The 20,745-nt window shown below is 41.3% G+C and carries 14 protein-coding genes; 10 read left to right on the top strand and 4 right to left on the bottom strand.

Translation table 11 applies throughout. The features are described 5' to 3' along the window. Positions 1-74 precede the first annotated feature (74 nt). Positions 75-392, top strand: a complete 318-nt coding sequence (locus CXF83_RS13185; RefSeq protein ID WP_101089104.1) for an antibiotic biosynthesis monooxygenase family protein — start codon at positions 75-77, stop codon at positions 390-392. 678 nt (positions 393-1,070) lie between these two features. Here CXF83_RS13185 and CXF83_RS13180 read toward each other — a convergent pair. Then, complete coding sequence (locus CXF83_RS13180; RefSeq protein ID WP_101089228.1) at positions 1,071-2,651, bottom strand: isocitrate lyase; 1,581 nt, start codon at positions 2,649-2,651, stop codon at positions 1,071-1,073. A gap of 110 nt (positions 2,652-2,761) precedes the next feature. Here CXF83_RS13180 and CXF83_RS13175 point away from each other — a divergent pair, with 110 nt between their 5' ends. From CXF83_RS13175 to CXF83_RS13150, 6 genes are all read left to right on the top strand, one after another. Next, positions 2,762-3,712, top strand: coding sequence for a LysR family transcriptional regulator (locus tag CXF83_RS13175; RefSeq protein WP_101089227.1), 951 nt, complete (start codon positions 2,762-2,764; stop codon positions 3,710-3,712). Between the two features lie 213 nt (positions 3,713-3,925). Next, the gene (locus tag CXF83_RS13170; RefSeq protein WP_101089229.1) at positions 3,926-6,115 is read left to right on the top strand and encodes a malate synthase G; all 2,190 of its coding nucleotides are present in this window, start codon (positions 3,926-3,928) and stop codon (positions 6,113-6,115) included. A 742-nt stretch (positions 6,116-6,857) separates the two neighbouring features. Next, positions 6,858-7,562 carry a response regulator gene (locus CXF83_RS13165; RefSeq protein ID WP_101091623.1) on the top strand — a complete coding sequence of 235 codons (705 nt, stop codon included), beginning with the start codon at positions 6,858-6,860 and terminating at the stop codon, positions 7,560-7,562. Continuing rightward, complete coding sequence (gene creC / locus CXF83_RS13160) at positions 7,562-9,034, top strand: two-component system sensor histidine kinase CreC (RefSeq protein ID WP_101091624.1); 1,473 nt, start codon at positions 7,562-7,564, stop codon at positions 9,032-9,034. The genes CXF83_RS13165 and creC overlap by 1 nt, the downstream gene beginning before the upstream one ends. 73 nt (positions 9,035-9,107) lie before the next feature. Continuing rightward, positions 9,108-10,478 (top strand): cell envelope integrity protein CreD, encoded by a 1,371-nt coding sequence (gene creD / locus CXF83_RS13155; RefSeq protein ID WP_101091625.1) that lies wholly within the window; start codon positions 9,108-9,110, stop codon positions 10,476-10,478. Continuing rightward, positions 10,465-10,902: a ribosomal maturation YjgA family protein gene (locus tag CXF83_RS13150; RefSeq protein WP_101091626.1), complete on the top strand. Its 438-nt coding sequence runs from the start codon at positions 10,465-10,467 to the stop codon at positions 10,900-10,902. Before creD ends, CXF83_RS13150 begins: the two co-directional genes overlap by 14 nt. 131 nt (positions 10,903-11,033) lie before the next feature. Here the strand turns inward: CXF83_RS13150 and adhE are convergent, their stop codons facing one another. Further along, the gene (gene adhE, locus CXF83_RS13145; protein WP_101091627.1) at positions 11,034-13,649 is read right to left on the bottom strand and encodes a bifunctional acetaldehyde-CoA/alcohol dehydrogenase; all 2,616 of its coding nucleotides are present in this window, start codon (positions 13,647-13,649) and stop codon (positions 11,034-11,036) included. A 329-nt stretch (positions 13,650-13,978) separates the two neighbouring features. Here adhE and CXF83_RS13140 point away from each other — a divergent pair, with 329 nt between their 5' ends. Together CXF83_RS13140 and CXF83_RS13135 are read left to right on the top strand one after the other, a co-directional pair. Further along, positions 13,979-14,611 (top strand): YchE family NAAT transporter, encoded by a 633-nt coding sequence (locus CXF83_RS13140; RefSeq protein ID WP_101091628.1) that lies wholly within the window; start codon positions 13,979-13,981, stop codon positions 14,609-14,611. Positions 14,612-14,770: 159 nt separating this feature from the next. Beyond that, on the top strand, positions 14,771-15,820 hold the full coding sequence (locus CXF83_RS13135) for an MBL fold metallo-hydrolase (protein ID WP_101091629.1): 1,050 nt from the start codon (positions 14,771-14,773) through the stop codon (positions 15,818-15,820). 283 nt (positions 15,821-16,103) lie between these two features. On the opposite strand, the gene CXF83_RS13130 is transcribed toward CXF83_RS13135, so the two are convergent. Continuing rightward, positions 16,104-17,438, bottom strand: coding sequence for an anti-phage deoxyguanosine triphosphatase (locus tag CXF83_RS13130; protein WP_101091630.1), 1,335 nt, complete (start codon positions 17,436-17,438; stop codon positions 16,104-16,106). Positions 17,439-17,458: 20 nt separating this feature from the next. After that, positions 17,459-18,046: a 5'-deoxynucleotidase gene (gene yfbR / locus CXF83_RS13125; RefSeq protein WP_101091631.1), complete on the bottom strand. Its 588-nt coding sequence runs from the start codon at positions 18,044-18,046 to the stop codon at positions 17,459-17,461. Positions 18,047-18,567: 521 nt separating this feature from the next. On the opposite strand from yfbR, the gene CXF83_RS13120 reads away from it, so the two are divergent. Beyond that, positions 18,568-20,745, top strand: coding sequence for a hypothetical protein (locus tag CXF83_RS13120; protein WP_101091632.1), 2,178 nt, complete (start codon positions 18,568-18,570; stop codon positions 20,743-20,745).

The raw sequence follows: 20,745 nt of genomic DNA, 5'->3' as shown, positions 1-20,745 counted from the left end.
CAGAACATATGTTCTGGTTTTTTTTTGCTTTCTTGAGCGCACTTTTTCCAAATAGTATTTAACAATGGAATGATATGACAACATTAGCCAATACTCCTAAACCACCGTATTACTGTGTGGTGTTTACTTCAGTTTTATCTGCCGATACTGAAGGCTACCATGCAATGGGGGCGCGCATGGTTGAATTAGCACTAAACCAACCGGGATTTTTAGGGATTGAAGCAGCACGAGAAGAGCTCGGCATTACGGTCTCCTATTGGCAAACGCTCGATGCCATTAAGGCGTGGAAACAAAATGCTGAACACCTGCAAGCACAGGCAATGGGGAAAGAGAAGTGGTATAGCCGTTTTGCACTGAGGATCGCAAAGGTGGAACGTGACTACTTAATCTAAAAAGATTTTGGTATTAATAAATTAACAAAGGCGGCTTAAGAAAAGTTGATTTGATCTTCCTGTTAGAGTCAAAAAAGCAATGATAATTTCTATCAGTGTAAAGCCTATTTTCATAAGTCCAATGGGTGATATAAAAATACTCATAACGACGAATGCGCAGCCTACATCAACCTAAACGGTAGCAATAATTATTGCGGTTACGTATTGATATATTGTTATGGTTGAATATTACATGGATCGCATTTTGAAAGTGAAGCCCTCCAATAACCGTCATATTGTCTTTATCTATCAATCAGTGACGTCATTCCGAAACATGACCCTTTCGACAGCCCTTAACAATGCTGATTTCCTATTTATTTATCCGGCTATTTAAGGAGAATAATGAAAGTGAATTAAGCGTTAAAACTATTCTAAATATGAACTCTCAGTAGGTATTAGATAATGTCTATCATTACATTGTGAATTTTTTTGATTTTAAAATCATACGTAGACACGTCAATTGACAGTTATCTCTATTCTATATCGTTATGGTCGGTTGAAAATATTTCAATGCAACATTTCATCTAGATGAAATGTTTAGATGTAAAAAGGCCTGCATTAGAGCAGGCCTTTTAGCGTTAGCTTACTTTGGGGCTAAGTCCACTTCAAAAAACTTAGTAAATCCAAAGACGACATTAGCTAAAATTGGTTCATGGTGTTGTCTTTACCCGATGCTTTAAGCGCTTGGTCACCAGAGAAGTATTCTTTATGAGCATCACCCATATCAGAACCTGCCATGTTTTGATGTTTAACACATGCAATACCTTGGCGGATCTCTTTACGCTGTACGTTGGCGACATAACCAAGCATACCTTGGTCGCCAAAGTACTCTTTGGCAAGGTTATCAGTCGATAGCGCAGCAGTATGATAAGTCGGTAACGTAATAAGATGATGGAAAATGCCGGCTTCACGAGCAGAATCGGATTGGAAAGTACGGATTTTTTCATCTGCCTGAATGGCGAGTTCAGTAGTATCGTAATCGACACTCATCAACTGTTCACGGTTATAAGCTGTCACATCTTGGCCAGCCTCTTTCATTGCGTCAAACACTTGCTGACGGAAGTTAAGAGTCCAGTTGAACGATGGTGAGTTGTTATACACCAGCTTGGCATTTGGAACGGTCTTACGGATCTCGTTAACCATGGCACCAATCTGAGATACATGTGGCTTCTCAGTTTCAATCCAAAGTAGATCTGCGCCATTTTGTAATGAAGTAATGCAATCCAATACACAACGCTCTTCACCTGTACCTGCACGGAACTTAAACAGTCCGTTTGGTAAACGAGAAGGTTTAACGAGTTGTCCGCCTTGCTGGAAGACAACATCACCGTTTGCAAGTTCGGCTGCATCGATAGCCTCAACTTCAAGGAATGAGTTGTATTGGTCACCCAAATCACCAGCTTCGCTAGTCACGGCAATCTTTTGAGTCAAACCGGCACCCAAAGAATCGGTACGAGCTACAATGACGCCGTCATCAATTCCGAGTTCTAAAAATGCATAACGCACTGCGTTTATTTTTGCTAAAAACTCAACATGTGGGACGGTGACTTTTCCGTCTTGGTGGCCACACTGCTTAACATCAGACACTTGGTTCTCTAACTGAATACAACAAGCGCCGGCTTCAATCATCTGCTTAGCCATCAGATAGGTGGCTTCTTCATTACCAAAACCAGCGTCAATATCGGCGATAATTGGTACTACGTGAGTTTCAAAGTTATTAATTTTATCTTGAATCGCGCTCTTTTCACTTGCACTAGCAGCGTCTAGCTGACGGAATAAGCCGCCTAATTCGCGCGCATCGGCTTGGCGAAGGAAGGTGTACAATTCTTTGATGAGGGCCGCTACAGACGTCTTCTCATGCATTGATTGGTCAGGGAGGGGACCAAACTCACTACGAAGCGCCGCAACCATCCAACCAGAAAGGTATAAGTAACGACGTTTAGTGGTTAGCAGATGTTTTTTAATCGAAATCATTTTTTGCTGGGCAATAAAACCATGCCAACAACCGAGAGACTGGGTGTACTGCGAAGTGTCCTTATCGTAGTTGTCCATATCTTCACGCATAATCTTGGCAGTATACTTAGCGATGTCCAACCCAGTTTGAAAACGATTCTGTAACCGCATACGCGCTACTGATTCTGGGTTGATTGCATTCCATGCACTACCTTCTGCATTAATCAAGGTAGCGGCTTCATCGATGTTAGTTCTGTAGTTTGTCATGCGTATATTCCTTTAACAATATGATTGGCGGCAATTGATTACGTTGAAAATATTAGTTAGATTTGGTTAAATAAGTCTAATTTATAGTTTCTATTCTCGGTATTTATCTTATGAATATATCTCGTATCGACCTGAATTTGTTGGTTTATTTAGATGTTTTACTACGTGAACGAAATGTTACCAGAGCAGCTGATCAACTAGGAATCAGCCAACCCGCGATGAGTAATGGTCTAAAAAGGTTGCGGACATTGTTTGATGATCCCTTGCTCATTAGGACTAGCCAAGGGATGACGCCCACTGAAAGAGCGCAAGAGTTGCAGCCAACAATAAGCGAGTTAATGATTGGTTTAGAAAAAGCCGTACAGCCACGTGCCGATTTTAATGCTGCAGAAAGTGAAAAAGTCTTCCGTGTTATGGCAAGTGATTATGCTGAAGCGACATTGATCCCACCGCTTATTGCAAAGCTTCGTACTGAAGCGCCTAATATTATTCTTGATATCATGACCCCAAGCGACGTCAATTTCCCTGATGTAGAACAAGGAAGAGTCGATATGGTGATCAATCGATTTGATAGTATTCCACAATCTTTTCATCAAAAAGTACTCTGGAGTGATGACTTTAGTTGCCTGATAAGTAAGACAAATCCTGTATTGGAGAAGTTTTCACTTGAAAGTTATCTAGAAGCCAAACATGTATGGGTTAGCAAGACGGGAATGGGCGTTGGGGTTGGTATGGACCCAGATGATGTACAGCGGTTAGGATGGGTCGATGAAGCGTTAACACGGATAGGCGTTAAGCGACGTATTACTGTATTTACTCGGCATTACCAAGCAGCCTGTTTGTTGGCGGAGCAACAAGATTTGATCGCAACCATACCAAGTAAGATGGCCAGGCAGTACGAGCATAACGACCGTGTTAGCATTGTCGCACCGCCGTTTATCATACAACCCATCGCACTCACTATGGCGTGGAGCCCTTTACTACAGCATAATCCAGCGCATAAATGGATGAGGCAACTGATCACTAAAACAGCCGATAGTTTTAGTCGTGGTAATGGCTAATAAGTTGTATTTAGTCAAAAGTGACGTTAAATAACACCAAAAAGCTATTTTGCATAAGTTTGGTGAATAGTGGGAATAACAGCTATAAACTGGATAAATGTGTATTGCTTGATATAGGGTAAAGAAAATTACCCTTCATAGGTGTAATCAATAGATGGATGATAAGTGCTCGAGCAACTTAAGAGCGGTGCAAAGGATGAACAGGGGCAAAACATGACAACATATATTCAAATCGGTGGTCTACAAGTCGCCACTGAGTTAGCTAATCTCGTCGAAAACGAAATGTGTCCTGGTACAGGAATGAATGCAAAGTCGGTTTGGGCTAAATTCGAAGAGATCGTCACTGAGTTTTCCCCAATCAATCGTCAGCTGTTAGAGAAGCGAGAGCAATTGCAACATCAGTTGGATGAATGGCATGTCGGCAATAAAGGCAATGATTTTGACTCGGACGCCTATAAAGTATTTCTTTACGATATTGGTTACTTAGTCGCTGAAGGTGAACCTTTTTCGATTAGTACTGAAAATGTTGATACCGAAATTACTCAGCAAGCAGGGCCGCAACTGGTCGTTCCCGTTAAGAATGCACGTTTCGCGCTAAATGCTGCAAACGCGCGTTGGGGAAGCTTATATGACGCATTATATGGTACCGATGCAATATCAGAGCAAGATGGCGCAGAGCTCACCAAAAGTTACAATCCTGTGCGCGGAGCCAAGGTGATAGCCTTCGCGAAACAGCATCTTGATACCGCCGCTCCATTGTCTAACGCCAGTCATGCAGAGGTGACTGAATACGTTGTTGACGCTGGTGAGCTAAAGGCAACGCTTAACAATGGCAATATAACAGGACTGGCACAAGCAGAGCGATTTGTTGGCTATCAAGGTTCAAAGGCGAGCCCTAGTGCTATTTTACTGAAAAATAACGGTCTACATATTGAGATCCAGATTGATGCTACCAGTGTCATAGGTAAAAGCGATCTGGCTGGCGTGAGTGATTTGTTAGTCGAAGCCGCAGTCACAACCATTATGGATTGTGAAGACTCAGTGGCCGCTGTTGACGCTGAAGATAAAGTTGAGATCTATCGTAATTGGCTAGGGTTGATGCAAGGTAACTTGTCTGCTTCAGTATCCAAAAATGGCAAAGAGATTATCCGCCAGCTTAATGAAGACCGTACATACCTCAATCCTAAAGGTCAAAAATTGGTCCTTGCGGGCAGAAGCTTACTCTTTGTGCGTAATGTTGGGCATCTAATGACCATCAATGCTGTGCTAGATAAAGAGGGCAGAGAAGTTCCTGAAGGGATCTTAGACGGTATGCTCACCGTACTTGCTGCAATGCATGATCTTAAAGGAAATAACAATAATCGTAGTAACAGCCGCAAGGGCTCAGTCAATATTGTTAAGCCCAAGATGCATGGTCCAGAAGAGGTTAAATTTACTTGTGATCTGTTTACTAAAATTGAAGACGCATTAAAGCTTGCCCGTAATACCATTAAAGTGGGCATTATGGATGAAGAGCGTCGTACTACCGTTAACCTTAAAGAGTGTATACGGGTGGCATCAGAGCGTGTGGTGTTTATCAATACTGGCTTTTTAGATAGGACCGGGGATGAGATCCATACGTCAATGCAAGCAGGACCTTTTGTAGCAAAATCGCTGATGAAACAACAGAAATGGATAGCAGCGTATGAAGATTGGAATGTTGATATCGGTTTAGAGTGCGGTCTGCAAGGCCGTTCACAAATAGGTAAGGGTATGTGGCCGATGCCTGACGAAATGGCCGCCATGTTAGCGCAGAAGATAGGGCACCCTAAAGCGGGCGCAAATACGGCTTGGGTTCCTTCACCCAATGGCGCAGTACTGCATTCTACCCATTACCATCAAGTCAATGTTAGGGATGTGCAGGACCAACTCAAGCTAAGATCACGCGCAAAGCTCGATGATCTGCTCACCATCCCTTTAATGCTCGAACCTGATACGTTGTCAGCAGAGCTTAAAGCCTTTGAATTAGAAAATAATGCCCAAGGTATATTAGGTTATGTGGTGCGTTGGATTGATCAAGGTGTGGGTTGCTCCAAAGTGCCTGATATCAATAACGTTGGTTTAATGGAAGACAGAGCGACATTAAGGATCTCTTCACAGCATCTGGCCAATTGGTTAGCACACGGAATATGCACTGAAGATGAAGTAATGGCTGCACTTAAAAAGATGGCGGCGGTGGTTGATAGTCAGAATAAAGTGGATAAACTCTATATCAATATGGCACCTAATTTTGATGGTATTGCGTTTAAAGCGGCTTGTGATCTAGTATTTAAAGGGCAAGAGCAACCATCCGGCTATACCGAACCTCTTTTACATGCTTATCGCATCCAAGCTAAATCGATAACAACAGCTAAAGCCAGTTAAGGCTTATTATCGTCAATACAGTTACATAAAATCATGCTTTATATTGTGTACTTTTATAAAAAATTGATTTTATGTAACATATATTAAAGATGAAAAAAGTGAGAATAAAACCTTGCTAGATCTGCAATTATTAGGGAGTAGTCTTGATGGCCTAGTGTTATGTGAATTTATGCTACCATCAAATAAAGCTTTAGAATAAATGCTTTATATAAATATCACATAAATGCATCAAGTTTATTTTCAACAATTAGCGGTTGTGTAGAAACAATATTTGATCGTGCTAAAGCATACTAACTAATATGGATAGGTCGCGCGAAGCCGCGTCCTTATCCCAAGTGTTCAACAAGCCCTGTTTGAAGTGATCGTTATCAGGCTACATTTCGTTAGTCAGCATGCCCCTCAGCGCAATGGTCAACAGCTTAAAACTTTAATTTCAGTCTCTTAAATTAACTTTACATCGTATCAGTTAAACCATTACCGTTATTTCCAACGTTAAATCATGACTTTTAAGTTTATCGGTCGTTTTAGTACGCCTATAAAACAGATTGGTTGCAGACGAGATATCTTGTACGTAAATTTCTGGCTTCTTGCCTAGGTAAGTTTCAGATGTTAATGCCTCACTTTTCCTTTTAAGTCTCCCTTACGCAAAATTTGACACCAACAATATGATTATTATGTCGATTTATTATATCGCTCTAAGTTAAGCTAGCTGCCTAGAATGTAAAGTAAAAGGGTTAACTAGGTGAACGCTAAAGCGACGATAGTCATCATTGAAGATGAGTCCGCCATTGCAGAGAATCTTATCCATGTATTAGAAATGGATGGCTTTAAAGTGTGCTGGTTTGCAACCGGTGAACAAGGCTTGGCATTTTTGACTGAGAATATGGTTGATCTTTTGGTGCTTGATGTTGGTTTGCCCGACGTGAATGGTTTTGAGCTGTGTAAAACCATTCGAGATTTTTCTGATTTACCGATTATCTTTTTAACCGCGAGAAACGATGAGATAGATAGGGTCGTAGGTTTAGAAATTGGCGCAGATGATTACGTCACCAAACCTTTTAGCCCTAGAGAGATGTTGGCTCGAATTAAATTACGCATTAAGCGAGCGATAACGCATAGTATTGTAGTGGATAATAAGAAGACCATTGAACACACTCTAAATGGAGGTTTGCAGCCTATAAATTTTGATTATTGTGTTAATGGTCAGATGCTTGGTTTAACCGCAGTAGAGTTTAAAATTTTAAACAAGTTAATGAAGGACGGTGGCAATATACTCAGTCGAGAGCAGTTACTTGTCGCTGCCGATCTCGCGCCCTCAGCTGCCTATGAGCGAAACATCGATTCTCATATTAAGGCTATCCGGAGTAAACTTAAGCCGTTTGAATTGTCTGAATTTGTTAAGACTAAACGTGGTTTTGGTTATTTTTACAGTGAGAAGCTTGTGTAATGACCCACTGGCCAAAGATCCCGTTAGGGTTAAGATTATTTTCGCTGTATTTCATTCTTGTTGGTGTCACGGCTTATATGGTCAGTACTACCGTTATTCAAGAGCTTAAGCCTACCGTCCGCCAAACAACCGAAGAAACCCTTATTGACATGGCTAATTTGTTAGCCGTTCTCGCTGAGGAAGAAGTGGCTAATAATCTTATTTCAGAAAGCCGCTTCTCTAAGTTACTTGCAGCCTATGGACAGCGTGAACTTGAGTCCCGTACGTGGGAGCTAGGTAAAAAAGCGCTTAATCACCGCATCTATATTACCAATAAAAATGGCATTGTGATTGCTGATTCTTGGCAGCAAGATGTGGGTGAAGATTATTCACAGTGGAACGATGTGTATTTAACCTTGCGGGGAGAATATGGCGCGCGCAGTACAACAGAGAACCCCAACGATCCTTCATCGTCGGTGATGCATGTTGCTGCGCCAATCTATCATGACAATACCATTATTGGCAGCGTCACGGTTGCCAAAGCTAACCGTTCTGTACAGCCATATATAGACCTTTCTAAGCGAAATGTTCTTTATTGGATGATATTAATGAGTGGCTTAGTGTTACTTGCTGGTGGGATTTTTTCATGGCGGATCCATTCAGCTTTGCACAAACTAGAAGATTACGCTGATAAAATGGGTCGCGGCGAAAAAGTGATTAAACCCACATTTCGCGTATTCTATGAATATGGCAACTTGAGCGATGCCTTAGAGAAAATGCGAGAGCAAATTGATGGTAAAAAATATGTAGAGCAGTATGTAGAAACGCTCACTCATGAGTTAAAGAGTCCGCTTTCAGCAATAAAAGGGGCCAGCGAAATTCTACAAACGCCGTTATCTACAGATAAAGTCACACGCTTTTCAGCTAATATCGAGCGTGAAAGCGATCGTATGCAATCTTTAATTGATAAATTATTGGAGCTTGCTAGGTTAGAAAAGCGGCCACAGCTGGATGCATTAGTGCAAATTAATCTACACGACATTATAAACGAGATTAACTTGGCATCTGAGGTACGGTTAATCGCTAAGTCGGTCACATGTCAGTTTGAAAATCATGCATTACAAGATAAAGGCAACACTTACCACGTATTGGGAGACGAGTTTTTATTTAAACAAGCGCTGTTTAACTTGATGGATAATGCGATTGATTTTGTTAACCCGAACGGCACTATTAAATGGTCACTGACGTGTGACAGCAATGGGGTTTTGCTTACTATTGACAATACTGGCCCGCAGATCCCCGAATACGCTATGGAGCGTATTATTGAACGTTTTTACTCCTTACCAAGAGAAAATGGCATTAAAAGCACCGGTTTAGGGCTCAATTTTGTTGAACAAGTAGTTAAGCTGCACCATGGTTTACTCAAGATAGATAATGTTCTTCAGGGCGTTAGAGTCTCTATCATTTTACCTAGAAGCACAAACTCCATCTAATCTCCACATTCACTCCATTAAATCTCCAATTGTTATTTATAAAATGAAACAATCAACTATTGGAGAATGACGTGTGAAAAATATACTAAATAATCAGATCGTGACTAAATTGGGGTTTATCCTTTTACTTTTTGTATTACTGCAGATCCCCGTATCGATGGTCAGTAATTTAATCTCTGAGCGTTCTCTGCGTTTACAAGAAGTGCGGGAAGAGATCGCGCGCAGTAGTCATGGCGCACAGCGGATTATTGGTCCGTTTATTAGCGTTAATTATACTAAAATGGTAAATCATGAAGGCAAGTTCTATTCCACTGAATATCGGAAGTATATTTTACCTGAGTCATTTAAAATGAATGCTGACTTAGAAAGCTATGCCAAGTATCGGGGGATCTACCAAGCGCGATTATACAAAGCAGATAGCCATCTAAGCGGGTCCTTTGATCTAAGCCCCTTAAAAGAGTTAGATCAGCATCAGATAAAATCGGTTTCAATGGTTGTAGGTGTCCGTGATAGCAGGGGACTGATAAAACTCAACAAGATGACGTTAGGGGGCAAAAGCATTGAGGTGAAACCGGGGACTGGGCTTAATCAGTTTGCTCAAGGGTTTCATATCAATCTTGATATAAATCAGCTTACAGTTTCGGCTCCAATGGCCTATGACTTAAACTTTTTACTGCAAGGTATGGAGTCGATTCAGGTTACGCCAATCGGTAAAGTATCTAGCATTGAAATGAGATCTAAGTGGCCTCATCCGAGTTTTATTGGTGACTTTTTACCGATCTCGTCTGAGATCTCTGCTAAAGGATTTAACGCGCAATGGCAAAGCAACAACTTTTCTTCAAATATTAGTCAGCTGTTTGAACGTTGCATGGCCGATTCTACGGCATGTGTTGAGCTGGAACGTCGTCAAATGGGAGTTGATTTAATTGAGCCTGTTGATCATTACCTTAAATCCCATAGAGCAGTGAATTATTCGTTGTTGATTATTACGCTTGTATTTGCGAGTTTCTTTTTATTGGAACTGTTTCAAGCTCGTTTAATGCACCCTGTCCAATATGGTTTTGTTGGCCTAGCATTGGCGCTATTTTATCTATTACTTATCTCTTTAAGTGAGCATATTGGCTTTAATTGGGCTTATGTCTTATCAGCTATAGCCTCTACGGTATTACTGAGCGGCTATGTCGGTGGTATGTTACATAATGGCAAACATGGCAAGTTATTTGGTGTCTGTCTAATCGCTCTTTATGGTTTATTGTTTGGCCTGCTTCAGGCTGAAAGCTATGCTTTGTTAATGGGAAGCTTACTTTGCTTTGCCATTTTAAGCTTGTTGATGCTACTTACAAGAAATGTAGATTGGTACCAACGAAGCGGCGACGCTTTACCAGAAGCAAAAAAGCATGAAACTAAAATGAGTGAAATAGAGGTTGTGGATGACAACTCATAAAGGAATGATTGATAGAGGACATAAAGTAGACCTTACTTATTTACATTTCTCCTTGGGACGTGCGCTTACCAGCTTAGTATTATTACTGGTGCTAATTTTTATTGCTCTTTTTGTTCGAGATGCGTTTATTCGGCCAATTTTAGGCGATGCTCTGGTTGTTGTGTGGCTATATTATTTGCTATCGAGTTTTATTAATTTAACTTCTAGAACGCTGGTGGCAATCACCATACTCATCGCCTTTTGTGTTGAGTTTTCGCAGTATTTAAATATAGCTGAACTGCTGGGGATCAAATCAGCCACAGTGTTAAGTATCATTTTAGGTGCGACATTTGATGTGGGAGATTTAGTTGCTTATTTAGCCGGAGGCGCAGTGTGTATTATTGCTGAACATATACGTGTAAGGTTAAAAGAGTCTGTAGATTGAATGTATGAGAATGTTTAAGCGGAAAGAGAAAGAGCAGCCGCTAATTATAAGTTCTTAGAAGTAAAAAAGACTAGCCAAGTTGGCTAGTCTTTTTTCGTTATGGTGACTAGAATTGCGAACCTATAAGCAGATTATTCATCGATATAATCATTACCGTAATAACTGCTCAATAGAACTTGCTTTAGCTCTGCAATAAGCGGGAAGCGTGGGTTTGCACCTGTGCATTGATCGTCAAATGCATCTTCGGCAAGCTCATCTAATTTTGCGATGAAATCGGCTTCGTTGACGCCGGCAGCTTGGATTGAGCTTGGAATGCCAATCTTCTCCTTGAGAGCATCAATTTCTTTAAGTAGAGCCTCGACTTTTTCTTCATCTGTAATGCCTTCACCTTGGGTGCCATTAAGTTTTAAGTGTTCTGCAATTTTGGCGTAGCGACACAGTGCTTTCGGTCTATCATATTGGCTAAACGCAGCCTGTTTAGTCGGCATATCTGTCGCATTAAAACGAATGACATTGCTAATTAGTAAAGCATTAGCGAGTCCATGGGCTAAATGAAACTCAGCCCCGAGTTTGTGGGCCATTGAGTGACAGACGCCTAGAAATGCGTTGGCGAATGCGATCCCGGCTATTGTAGCCCCATTATGGACTTTCTCTCGGGCGATAGGTGCGTTGGCACCGTGTTCATATGCAGCAGGTAAATGAGTAAACAGCAAATCGAGCGCTTGCAGTGCTTGACCATCACTGAATTCATTTGACATCACGCTGACATAAGCTTCAAGTGCATGGGTGATGGCATCAATTCCCCCAAAGGCCGTTAGTGATTTCGGCATATTCATGACGAGATTAGGATCAATAATTGCCATGTTTGGCGTTAGCTCGTAGTCTGCAATCGGATATTTCATCCCGGTCTTTTCATCTGTAACTACCGCAAATGGGGTAACTTCAGAGCCTGTACCTGAGGTTGTAGGTATGGCCACCATCATGGCTTTTTTACCTAGCTTTGGAAATTTGTAGATACGTTTACGGATATCCATAAAACGCAGTGCTAAGTCGGCAAAATCGACATCAGGGTGTTCGTACATGACCCATATAATTTTAGCCGCATCCATAGGAGAGCCACCACCGAGTGCAATAATAACGTCAGGTTGAAAGCTTTGAGCCACTTTTGCACCTTGATTCACGATGAGCATTGTAGGGTCAGCTTCAACGTCGTAAAACACTTCGGTTTCGAGACCTTGGCTCTTCAATATCTTAATTGTTTCATCACAGTAGCCATTATTAAACAGATATTTATCTGTCACGATAAGTGCTCGTTTCTTATCTGATAACTCTTCTAATGCAATCGGCAGGCTACCTCGGCGGAAATAGATAGAGGATGGAAGTTTGTGCCACAACATGTTTTCAGCCCTCTTAGCGACCATTTTTTTATTGATAAGGTGGCTTGGGCCAACATTTTCAGATATTGAGTTACCGCCCCATGAACCGCAACCTAAGGTTAATGATGGTGCGAGTTTAAAGTTATAAAGATCCCCAATTCCGCCTTGTGATGCCGGAGTATTGATTAGGATACGCGCTGTTTTCATTCTAAAGCCAAATGCTTCAACGCGATCGGTTTGCGTATCTTGATTGGTATATAGCCCGGATGTATGACCAATGCCGCCTAGCGTGACGAGCGCTTCAGCTTTATCCATTGCATCTTCGAAATCATTAGCGCGATACATAGCCAGCAGCGGAGACAGTTTTTCATGGGCGAAGGCTTCGGCTTCATCTATATCGGTCACTTCACCAATAAGCACTTTGGTATTCTTGTGTACATCAATACCCGCCATTTTGGCAATGGTAGCGGCACTTTGACCCACGATATCGGCATTTAATCCACCATTATTAAGAATGACGTTTTGCATCAAAGCCGTTTCTTCAGTGCTTAACATGTAACCACCGTGGCTGATAAAACGCTCTTTGACTACATCATAGATCTCATCGACCACCACCACGGCTTGTTCAGAGGCACATACCACCCCGTTATCAAATGTTTTTGACATTAATATAGAGCTAACCGCTCGTTTAATATCAGCGGTTTCATCAATGACAATAGGCGTATTGCCCGCTCCCACGCCAATGGCAGGTTTGCCTGATGAATAGGCGGCTTTAACCATTCCGGGGCCACCCGTGGCCAAAATGAGATTAATATTTGGGTGTGTCATCAGTTGATTTGATAATGCCACAGATGGTTCATCAATCCAGCCGATAATATCATTAGGTGCACCAGCAGCAACTGCAGCTTCTAGCACTATTCGTGCAGCTGTGGTTGTGGATTGTTTAGCTCTAGGATGAGGCGAGAAGATAATCCCATTACGGGTTTTAAGGCTTATGAGTGCTTTGAATATCGCGGTTGAAGTCGGGTTTGTGGTGGGCACAATACCACAGATGATACCGACAGGCTCCGCGATAGTAATCGTCCCGAAAGTTGGGTCTTCAGATATGATCCCACAGGTCTTTTCATCTTTATATTTGTTGTAGATATATTCTGAGGCGAAGTGGTTTTTAATCACTTTATCTTCAAGTACACCCATTCTCGTTTCGGTTGCCGCCATTTTAGCTAATGGTATTCGTGCATCTGCAGCAGCAAGCGCGGCTGCCCTGAATATAATATCGACCTGTTCTTGTGAGAATTCGGCAAATTGTCGCTGCGCTTCAACGACTTTGCTTACCAGATTATTGAGGTCTTGCTCATTGGTGACTGTCATAGTGTGTATCCTAAAAAAATTTAGCAAAATTTGGGTTTGCTAACCTTTCTCTGACTACCTTTAGAGTCTATGAAGAAAAATTACACTCAAATGACCTATTTCACCGTGATCAGTCCCGCAAAAATGTTGCTATCTGTAATAAAATAACTATGTTAGCAACAGAGTGTTACGTTTTTACAGCAAGGTGCCGTGTAAATGGTTTAATAAAATTTATTCAAAATTGTGATTTTGGTTAGATAAACTCATTTTTCCTTTTTAAGGAGTTGCGTTAGAGTAGCGCAACTTTTTTTATATCATCAATAACGCGCTCGACCGCAGAGGATAAGACGTTGGATTTAACTATTTATTTTAAGTTTTTTCTAGGGTTAGTAGCAATCATCAATCCAGTTGGATTGTTACCTGTATTTGTGAGCTTAACCAGTCACCAAACGATAGCTGAACGCAATCAAACCGGCAAAGTGGCTAACCTTGCCGTGGTGATCATACTGTTAGTCACCATTTTTGCTGGGCAACATATTTTGAATATGTTCAGCATTTCTCTCTCAGCGTTTAGGATCGCCGGTGGTACTCTTATTTGCATCATCGCGATGTCGATGTTGCAAGGTAAGCTAGGTGAAGTTAAACGCAACAAAGAGGAAGATCGAGAAGCATCTGGTATGGAATCCGTTGCGGTTGTGCCGCTTGCCCTTCCTTTAATGGCAGGCCCTGGTGCTATTAGTTCGGTTATTGTCACTGCCGCTGAGTATAAGACTTTAGAAAATCTAATTGGTATGTCTATTACGATTATTTTGTTTGGACTATTGAGTTTTAGCCTGTTTCGTATGGCCCCTGTTATATTTAAAGTGCTGGGCAACACTGGCATTAACGTGATTACTCGTCTGATGGGATTGTTGATGCTTTCCATAGGCATTGAAGTTATTGCTGCTGGCGTTAAAGGCTTGTTTCCCGGGATGATGTATTAACGATTACCTACAGTAATGCAAAGGCACCTATTAAGGTGCCTTTTTTGTGCCGGTAGCAGATAACAGAGTCTAGAGATTAAATACAGGTACTTATTAACATTATACTAAAGACACTCGCTATACTTTCAAGAACGAATACATGAGTACGGACAAATCACCATGCTAATCACAAGCACCCAGCGTCCTTTATATGTAAAGCAACTGTTTGATAGGGATAGTTGCACGTACACCTACCTGCTGGGAGATCCAAAAACCCATGAAGGGGCGATTATTGATGCGGTTAAAGAACATCTGCAACGAGACCTGCAATATATTGAAGAGCTTGGTATCGAGCTTCTCTATATCATTGAAACGCATATTCATGCCGACCACATCACTTCTGCTGGTTTAATCCGACAAAAAACCGGTGCGCAGATTGTTTACAGTCAGGCGGCAGCTGTCAAATCAATTGATATAGACCTGAAAGAGGGTGATGAACTTCCTATTGGGGGACATCACATCAGGGCAATAAATACACCGGGCCATACCCATGGCTGTATGAGTTTTTATGTGGATGGTATGGTTTTTACCGGTGACTGCTTATTAATCCGGGGCTGTGGCCGTACAGACTTTCAAGAGGGGAACTCAGGGGATTTGTACCATAGCATCACCGAAAAACTGTTTAGTTTGGCAGATGAAACGGTCATTTATCCAGGGCATGATTATAACGGTAAAACCAGCTCAACGATTGCTGAAGAGAAACAATGGAATCCTCGGGTGGGTCAAAAAAAATCATTCGATGATTTTTTGCAGATCATGAGTAATCTGAACTTAGACATACCTAAAAAAATCAATGAAGCTGTCCCCGCCAATACTAACTGCGGTATTAACTTTAATCCGGATGCTTATATTCATAACGACTTTTCGATGAATGCGCTTTATAGCGTTTGGCTAAAAGAAAACAGCAACACATTAATCATCGATAATCGCACAAAAGAAGAATATTCAAAAGGGCATATCCCTCGTAGTCACAACATACCCTTTGGGACTGAGTCACAACACCTGGAAGAATTGAAAGGCTTTAATCATATCTACATCTACTGCCATTCAGGGCGTAGAGCCCAAACCGCATTAACCAATCTGTCTATTATGGGGCTGGATAATATTACCTGCGTTAGCCATTCAGGTTTACCTGAATGGATTGCAATGAAATACCCAATAGAGCGCTAAGTTTATACATACTTTATTAGCCGTATTCTGAATACGGCTCACTTAACGGTATAGCGCTTAGCTTCAGCTGATGCTTGTAGCGGGTAATAAAGGTAAGGGCCTTATGGGATTGTTGTAACAAGTAAATGCCTACATAAGGTATTGAAATTCGTCGTTATAAAACAAGATCATTGTTTAGCTTATTGCTTAACTTACTGTAGATAGCTAAAAAGTGATAGACAGTATTGCAAATGAATCGATTTCATTGCCAATCAATATCTATCACCGTAGTGCAAGTTAGGTATTAAAGCTCGCGGTTTAATTCAATCATCGAGCCTGACTTCGGGCTAAACAGATGTTGATGCAGTCTTGCTGCAAATTCGTCTGTCATTCCTGAAATGTAATCTGCGATAACACGGTGGCAATTGAGTCCTTGATCTTTTGCTTCAATCCAACGCGCTTGGGTATTTGTTGGCAGTAGTCGCTCAGGATCTGAAATGAAGGCCTCAAATAACTCCATCACAATTTGTTGGCCTTTATACTCGAGCATCTGAATCTCAGGTTTTCGAATCACGTATTGATATACAAATAGCTTTAGCGTGTTAAGCGCGGAGTCAAAAGGGCCTTCAAGCGCTGCGTTAAATTTAAGCAGTGGCTCACTAAACCCGTCTACCTCGGTAATCGATATCGCGGTGACAAAACCATTGACTAAAGTACCAATCGCGTCTTTTCTAAGATGGTGTTTACTCGAAAATAGTCGTTGTCCAATAGTGGAAAACTCGCTTTTAATCCAGTCGTCATCGCTTTCTTTAAGTTGGCTTTCAACATCTTCAGTCCATTGCTCACGGCTGACAATGCCCATCACAATAGCATCTTCTAAATCGTGCACAGCGTAGGCGATATCATCCGCAAGCTCCATGATAGAGCAATCAAATGATTTGTATTGCGTTCTTTGATGCTTTGATTCATCAACTAAGTGATGAGAGAGAAACAGTGCTTTATCGGCTTCTGACAATGGGTCTAACACCCAGTTTAGTACCTCTAAGTCATCATCAAATAGTCCTTTAACCGGTGGCCACTCAGAGGGTTTTAACTGACGAAAGCGGCTAACCTCACTAAAAGGCAATTCACGGTGGAGCAGGCTATAGGGGGCAGGGTACTTGAGTATACCTAATAACGTGCGTCGACATAGGTTCATGCCATAATATTCGGTATAGGGTTCTAGGCGAGCTAATATCCTAAAGGTTTGGCCATTTCCTTCAAAACCGCCGTGTTTGCGCATCATATAGTTAAGTGCAACTTCACCGCCATGACCAAATGGTGGGTGACCTATATCGTGGGCAAGACATATCGACTCTATCAGGCTCATCGAATCGAGTAGTTCATCATGCTCTGGGTGTTTCTGTTTAAGCTGTGCACGAATCCCCGTGCCTATTTGGCCTACTTCTAACGAATGGGTCAAGCGAGTACGATAAAAATCATTCATACCAATGCCTAAGACCTGAGTCTTAGCTTGTAGTCGCCTGAAGGCGGCTGAATGCAGAATACGGGCACGGTCTCGTTGGTAAGGGCTACGATGATCGTTACGTCTTTGCTTGTCTTCAGCTAAACGTCTTTCATGCCAGGGTGTTTGATCCATGCTGGTTCCTTATTAATGACTTAAAGCAATTTATTAATATCATCGAGATCAAGCGTAAAACTTGGAATAAAACATTCTATAAAATAGTTTACTGCCGGGTTAGGGTTATCTTTTAGACTTTGCTCTAAGCGCTTTTGTGCCGTATTGAACTCAGTATTCCCCGCACGGCGCTCTTCTAAACATTTTAAATAAGCGCACAAGGTATCGGCAGCTTTAACCAATGCTTTGTATTCAGGGTCAGCATGTTCACTTGTTAACAATGCACAATAGTCTTCTTTGAACTCTTCAGGCACCATTTCGAGTAACCGATGTTCAGCAATAGCTTCAATTTTTTTATACTCGGCCTCAATCTCTTTATTGAAATACTTAACCGGAGTCGGGAGGTCGCCAGTGAGGATCTCACTGGCGTCATGGAAAATGGCGATGGTTGCGGCTTGGTTAGGATCATAGTTGCCATCAAATTTTTTATTGCTAATTAAGGCAAGAGAGTGTGCAACCATAGCGACCTGTAGAGAGTGCTCTTGTACATTCTCTGTTCTAACGTTATACATTAGCGGCCAGCGTTGAATTAATTTCATTCGAGCAAGGTGGGCAAAAAGGTGACTCATAGTATTCCTTAATCTATGGCGGACTCACTGAGGTTATCATAGTCTTAAGACCATTAAACGACCCTTAAGTCGTTTAATGGTCGAGAAAGAAACACCAATATTGGTTTATATATGCTCAAAGCATACAGCCAATGCTTTATTCTACAGCGTGAACCTCATGCTTTAGCTAAACCTCTTAACCAGATGTCCCGCTTAGATCTTACTTCCTAACTCCTTAACTCGCGCTTGTTAGCTGAGCCTCATCTCGTCAGAGTTGTCATTTGGTTATCTGATTTGCGGCTTTCTATAAGCTCATAAATTCGACGATACCTTATATATTGTGACCTCCCGCCCTTTTATCAAGAATGCTAGTGCTTTTTTAAATAGTGTTAATTCGATGCCATAACTGTGTTGCAATAGATATAAGTGCATGTAATAAAGCTATATAATCGGAGTTAGTTGCAATTGCTACATTAACGATATTTAGATGGTTAGGTGTACTAACTACCTTAAGAAAACACCGAGTGGTATAGGTTATATTTATGAATGAAGATCAAGACTCACCGAGTCAAATCTATCAAAAAATTCAGTTGATTATTAATGAGCTGATCCAAAAGCTAAGCCAAGACACTAGCGATCTTAGTACCAAAGAGACGACTGAACTTAGTCGAGATATACTCACTAAGCTACATGTTGAAATCAGCCAACAACTCATAAATTTAGAAAAAAACGCAGAGTGGGATACTTTTACCATTGCTTTGTATGGTGAAACCAATGCGGGTAAATCCACAATAATTGAAACCTTGCGCATTATATTAGCTGAGGAGTTAAAAAATAAACAACAGGCCGAGTTTAAACAGTGGCAGCTAGAGTCTGGGATTTCTGTCGAGCTGATAGAGCAGACTCGGCAAGGTATTCTTGATAATGAAGCAATGCTTAAAAAGTGCCACTTCGACTGGAAAGTAAGCCAGCAAGGGCTCGAACAGACAGTTGATCGCTGTGAAACTGAGAAGCTCAGTACTAAGGAAAAGCTAGACAGTGCACAAGCGACAGCGACATTACTACAGCGATTTATTTGGCTATTTAAAAAAATGCCACAGCTGTCAGCTTATCAAGCAGCATCTAAAAATCTTGAACAAGGCACGCAAGCGTTTACTGAACAAACGGCAAGATACCAACAAGAGTGTCTGGATATTAGTGCCAATGTAGAGGGATTACAGAGCAGACATCAGCAGATTGAAGTGCAGGTGAATCAAGCCCAAAGCTTGGCTGATGGCTTTATCATTGGTAATGGCCGTTCAGATTTTACGTTAGATACCCAGAGTTATACGTTTGAGCATGATGGATGCAAGTTCAACATACTCGATGTTCCGGGTATTGAAGGTAAAGAAGACAAAGTGAGTGATGCCATATGGAAAGCGGTTCATAAAGCTCATGCCGTTTTTTATATTACCAGTAAAGCGGCTGCGCCGCAGAAAGGGGATGCATCTAACCCGGGTACATTGCAAAAGATAAAACAGCACTTGGGTGCTCAATCTGAAGTGTGGTCAATCTTTAACAAGCGCATTCAAAACCCTATTCAGTTAGAGAAAGTCACTTTAGTTTCTGAAGGGGAATTAGAAAGCTTGGCAGTGTTGGATAAAGTCATGGTAGAGCATCTTGGTGACAGTTATCAAAAAAGCTTAGCCCTCAGTGCATATCCAGCATTCTTAGCCTCTGCGACTTGTTTGTTACCGGGTTCACGTGACCAAGGCATGCAAAGCAAGTTTTTAAACAAATTTGATGCTGCGGATTTATTAGCTAAGTCCAACATAAATGCTGTTGTGGGTATGTTCGATCAAAGCATGGTCAATGACTTTAAAGCCAAAATTGTTAGATCAAATAAGCACAAGGCGAAACAGATCGTTAGTTCTGCTTTGGAGGATGTAACAGGCTTATTAAGTCAAAAGTTTACGCCCCTTTTACATACATTGACCTCAGAGCTTAAAGATACAGATACAGAGCTTAACACTTTGGTAGCGACCCTAAAATCTAGGTTGAGCAATCGGGCGAGAGAAGTTGTTCGTCATTTTGAATCTTCAGTACGTTCATCTACTTATGACTGTATCGATGACAATATTAGCAATGATGATTTTAAGGGCAGTTTAGAGAGCAATATTGAAAAATATCAAAAGCGACTCATAGAATCTATGCCAGATATTATGAATAAAGAGATGGACGCATTTGAAACAAGCCTTAAAGATATTGTTGAACGCTTTCAAACCCAAAGCAGTGAATTGTTAGGTTTATACAACAATATTGATTCTGTAGACACGAGTTTAGAAGTCGATATTGATCATGGTATTAATGTGTGGGGCGTCGTTGGTGCGGTTGGTGGCGGTATCGCTTTGTTCTGGACGCCTGTTGGCTGGGCAATAATTGCGGTTTCTGCCGCGACCTTGGTTTTTCAATTGTATAAAGCCGTTCGCTCCTTTTTTAGTAGTAACTATAAACAATCTCAGCAGAGAAAGTCGACGGATGAGAATATCTCAACAGTATCGAAGAGCATTAACGAAAAACTAGATAATACGTTAGCGAATGTCATGCAAGAGGTCGAAGCGAATGTCGATATCATTAAACAAGCAATGACGACCTCGGTCGAGCATATAGAAGTTGTGAGTCAAAAATTAAAATTAGCTAAAAGTGAATTAAAAATGCTTTGCAAGCAGTTGGAGTCTTAA

Source organism: Shewanella sp. Choline-02u-19 (assembly GCF_002836205.1).
Classification (GTDB): domain Bacteria; phylum Pseudomonadota; class Gammaproteobacteria; order Enterobacterales; family Shewanellaceae; genus Shewanella.
This window is presented reverse-complemented; position numbering and strand designations above follow the sequence as displayed.

What these genes read in the sequence shown, in the direction of transcription:
- CXF83_RS13185 (WP_101089104.1), top strand. Translation starts at nt 75, where the DNA reads ATGACAACATTAGCCAATACTCCTAAACCACCGTATTACTGTGTGGTG.
- CXF83_RS13180 (WP_101089228.1), bottom strand. Translation starts at nt 2,651, where the DNA reads ATGACAAACTACAGAACTAACATCGATGAAGCCGCTACCTTGATTAAT.
- CXF83_RS13175 (WP_101089227.1), top strand. Translation starts at nt 2,762, where the DNA reads ATGAATATATCTCGTATCGACCTGAATTTGTTGGTTTATTTAGATGTT.
- CXF83_RS13170 (WP_101089229.1), top strand. Translation starts at nt 3,926, where the DNA reads ATGACAACATATATTCAAATCGGTGGTCTACAAGTCGCCACTGAGTTA.
- creC (WP_101091624.1), top strand. Translation starts at nt 7,562, where the DNA reads ATGACCCACTGGCCAAAGATCCCGTTAGGGTTAAGATTATTTTCGCTG.
- CXF83_RS13150 (WP_101091626.1), top strand. Translation starts at nt 10,465, where the DNA reads ATGACAACTCATAAAGGAATGATTGATAGAGGACATAAAGTAGACCTT.
- adhE (WP_101091627.1), bottom strand. Translation starts at nt 13,649, where the DNA reads ATGACAGTCACCAATGAGCAAGACCTCAATAATCTGGTAAGCAAAGTC.
- CXF83_RS13135 (WP_101091629.1), top strand. Translation starts at nt 14,771, where the DNA reads ATGCTAATCACAAGCACCCAGCGTCCTTTATATGTAAAGCAACTGTTT.
- CXF83_RS13130 (WP_101091630.1), bottom strand. Translation starts at nt 17,438, where the DNA reads ATGGATCAAACACCCTGGCATGAAAGACGTTTAGCTGAAGACAAGCAA.
- yfbR (WP_101091631.1), bottom strand. Translation starts at nt 18,046, where the DNA reads ATGAGTCACCTTTTTGCCCACCTTGCTCGAATGAAATTAATTCAACGC.
- CXF83_RS13120 (WP_101091632.1), top strand. Translation starts at nt 18,568, where the DNA reads ATGAATGAAGATCAAGACTCACCGAGTCAAATCTATCAAAAAATTCAG.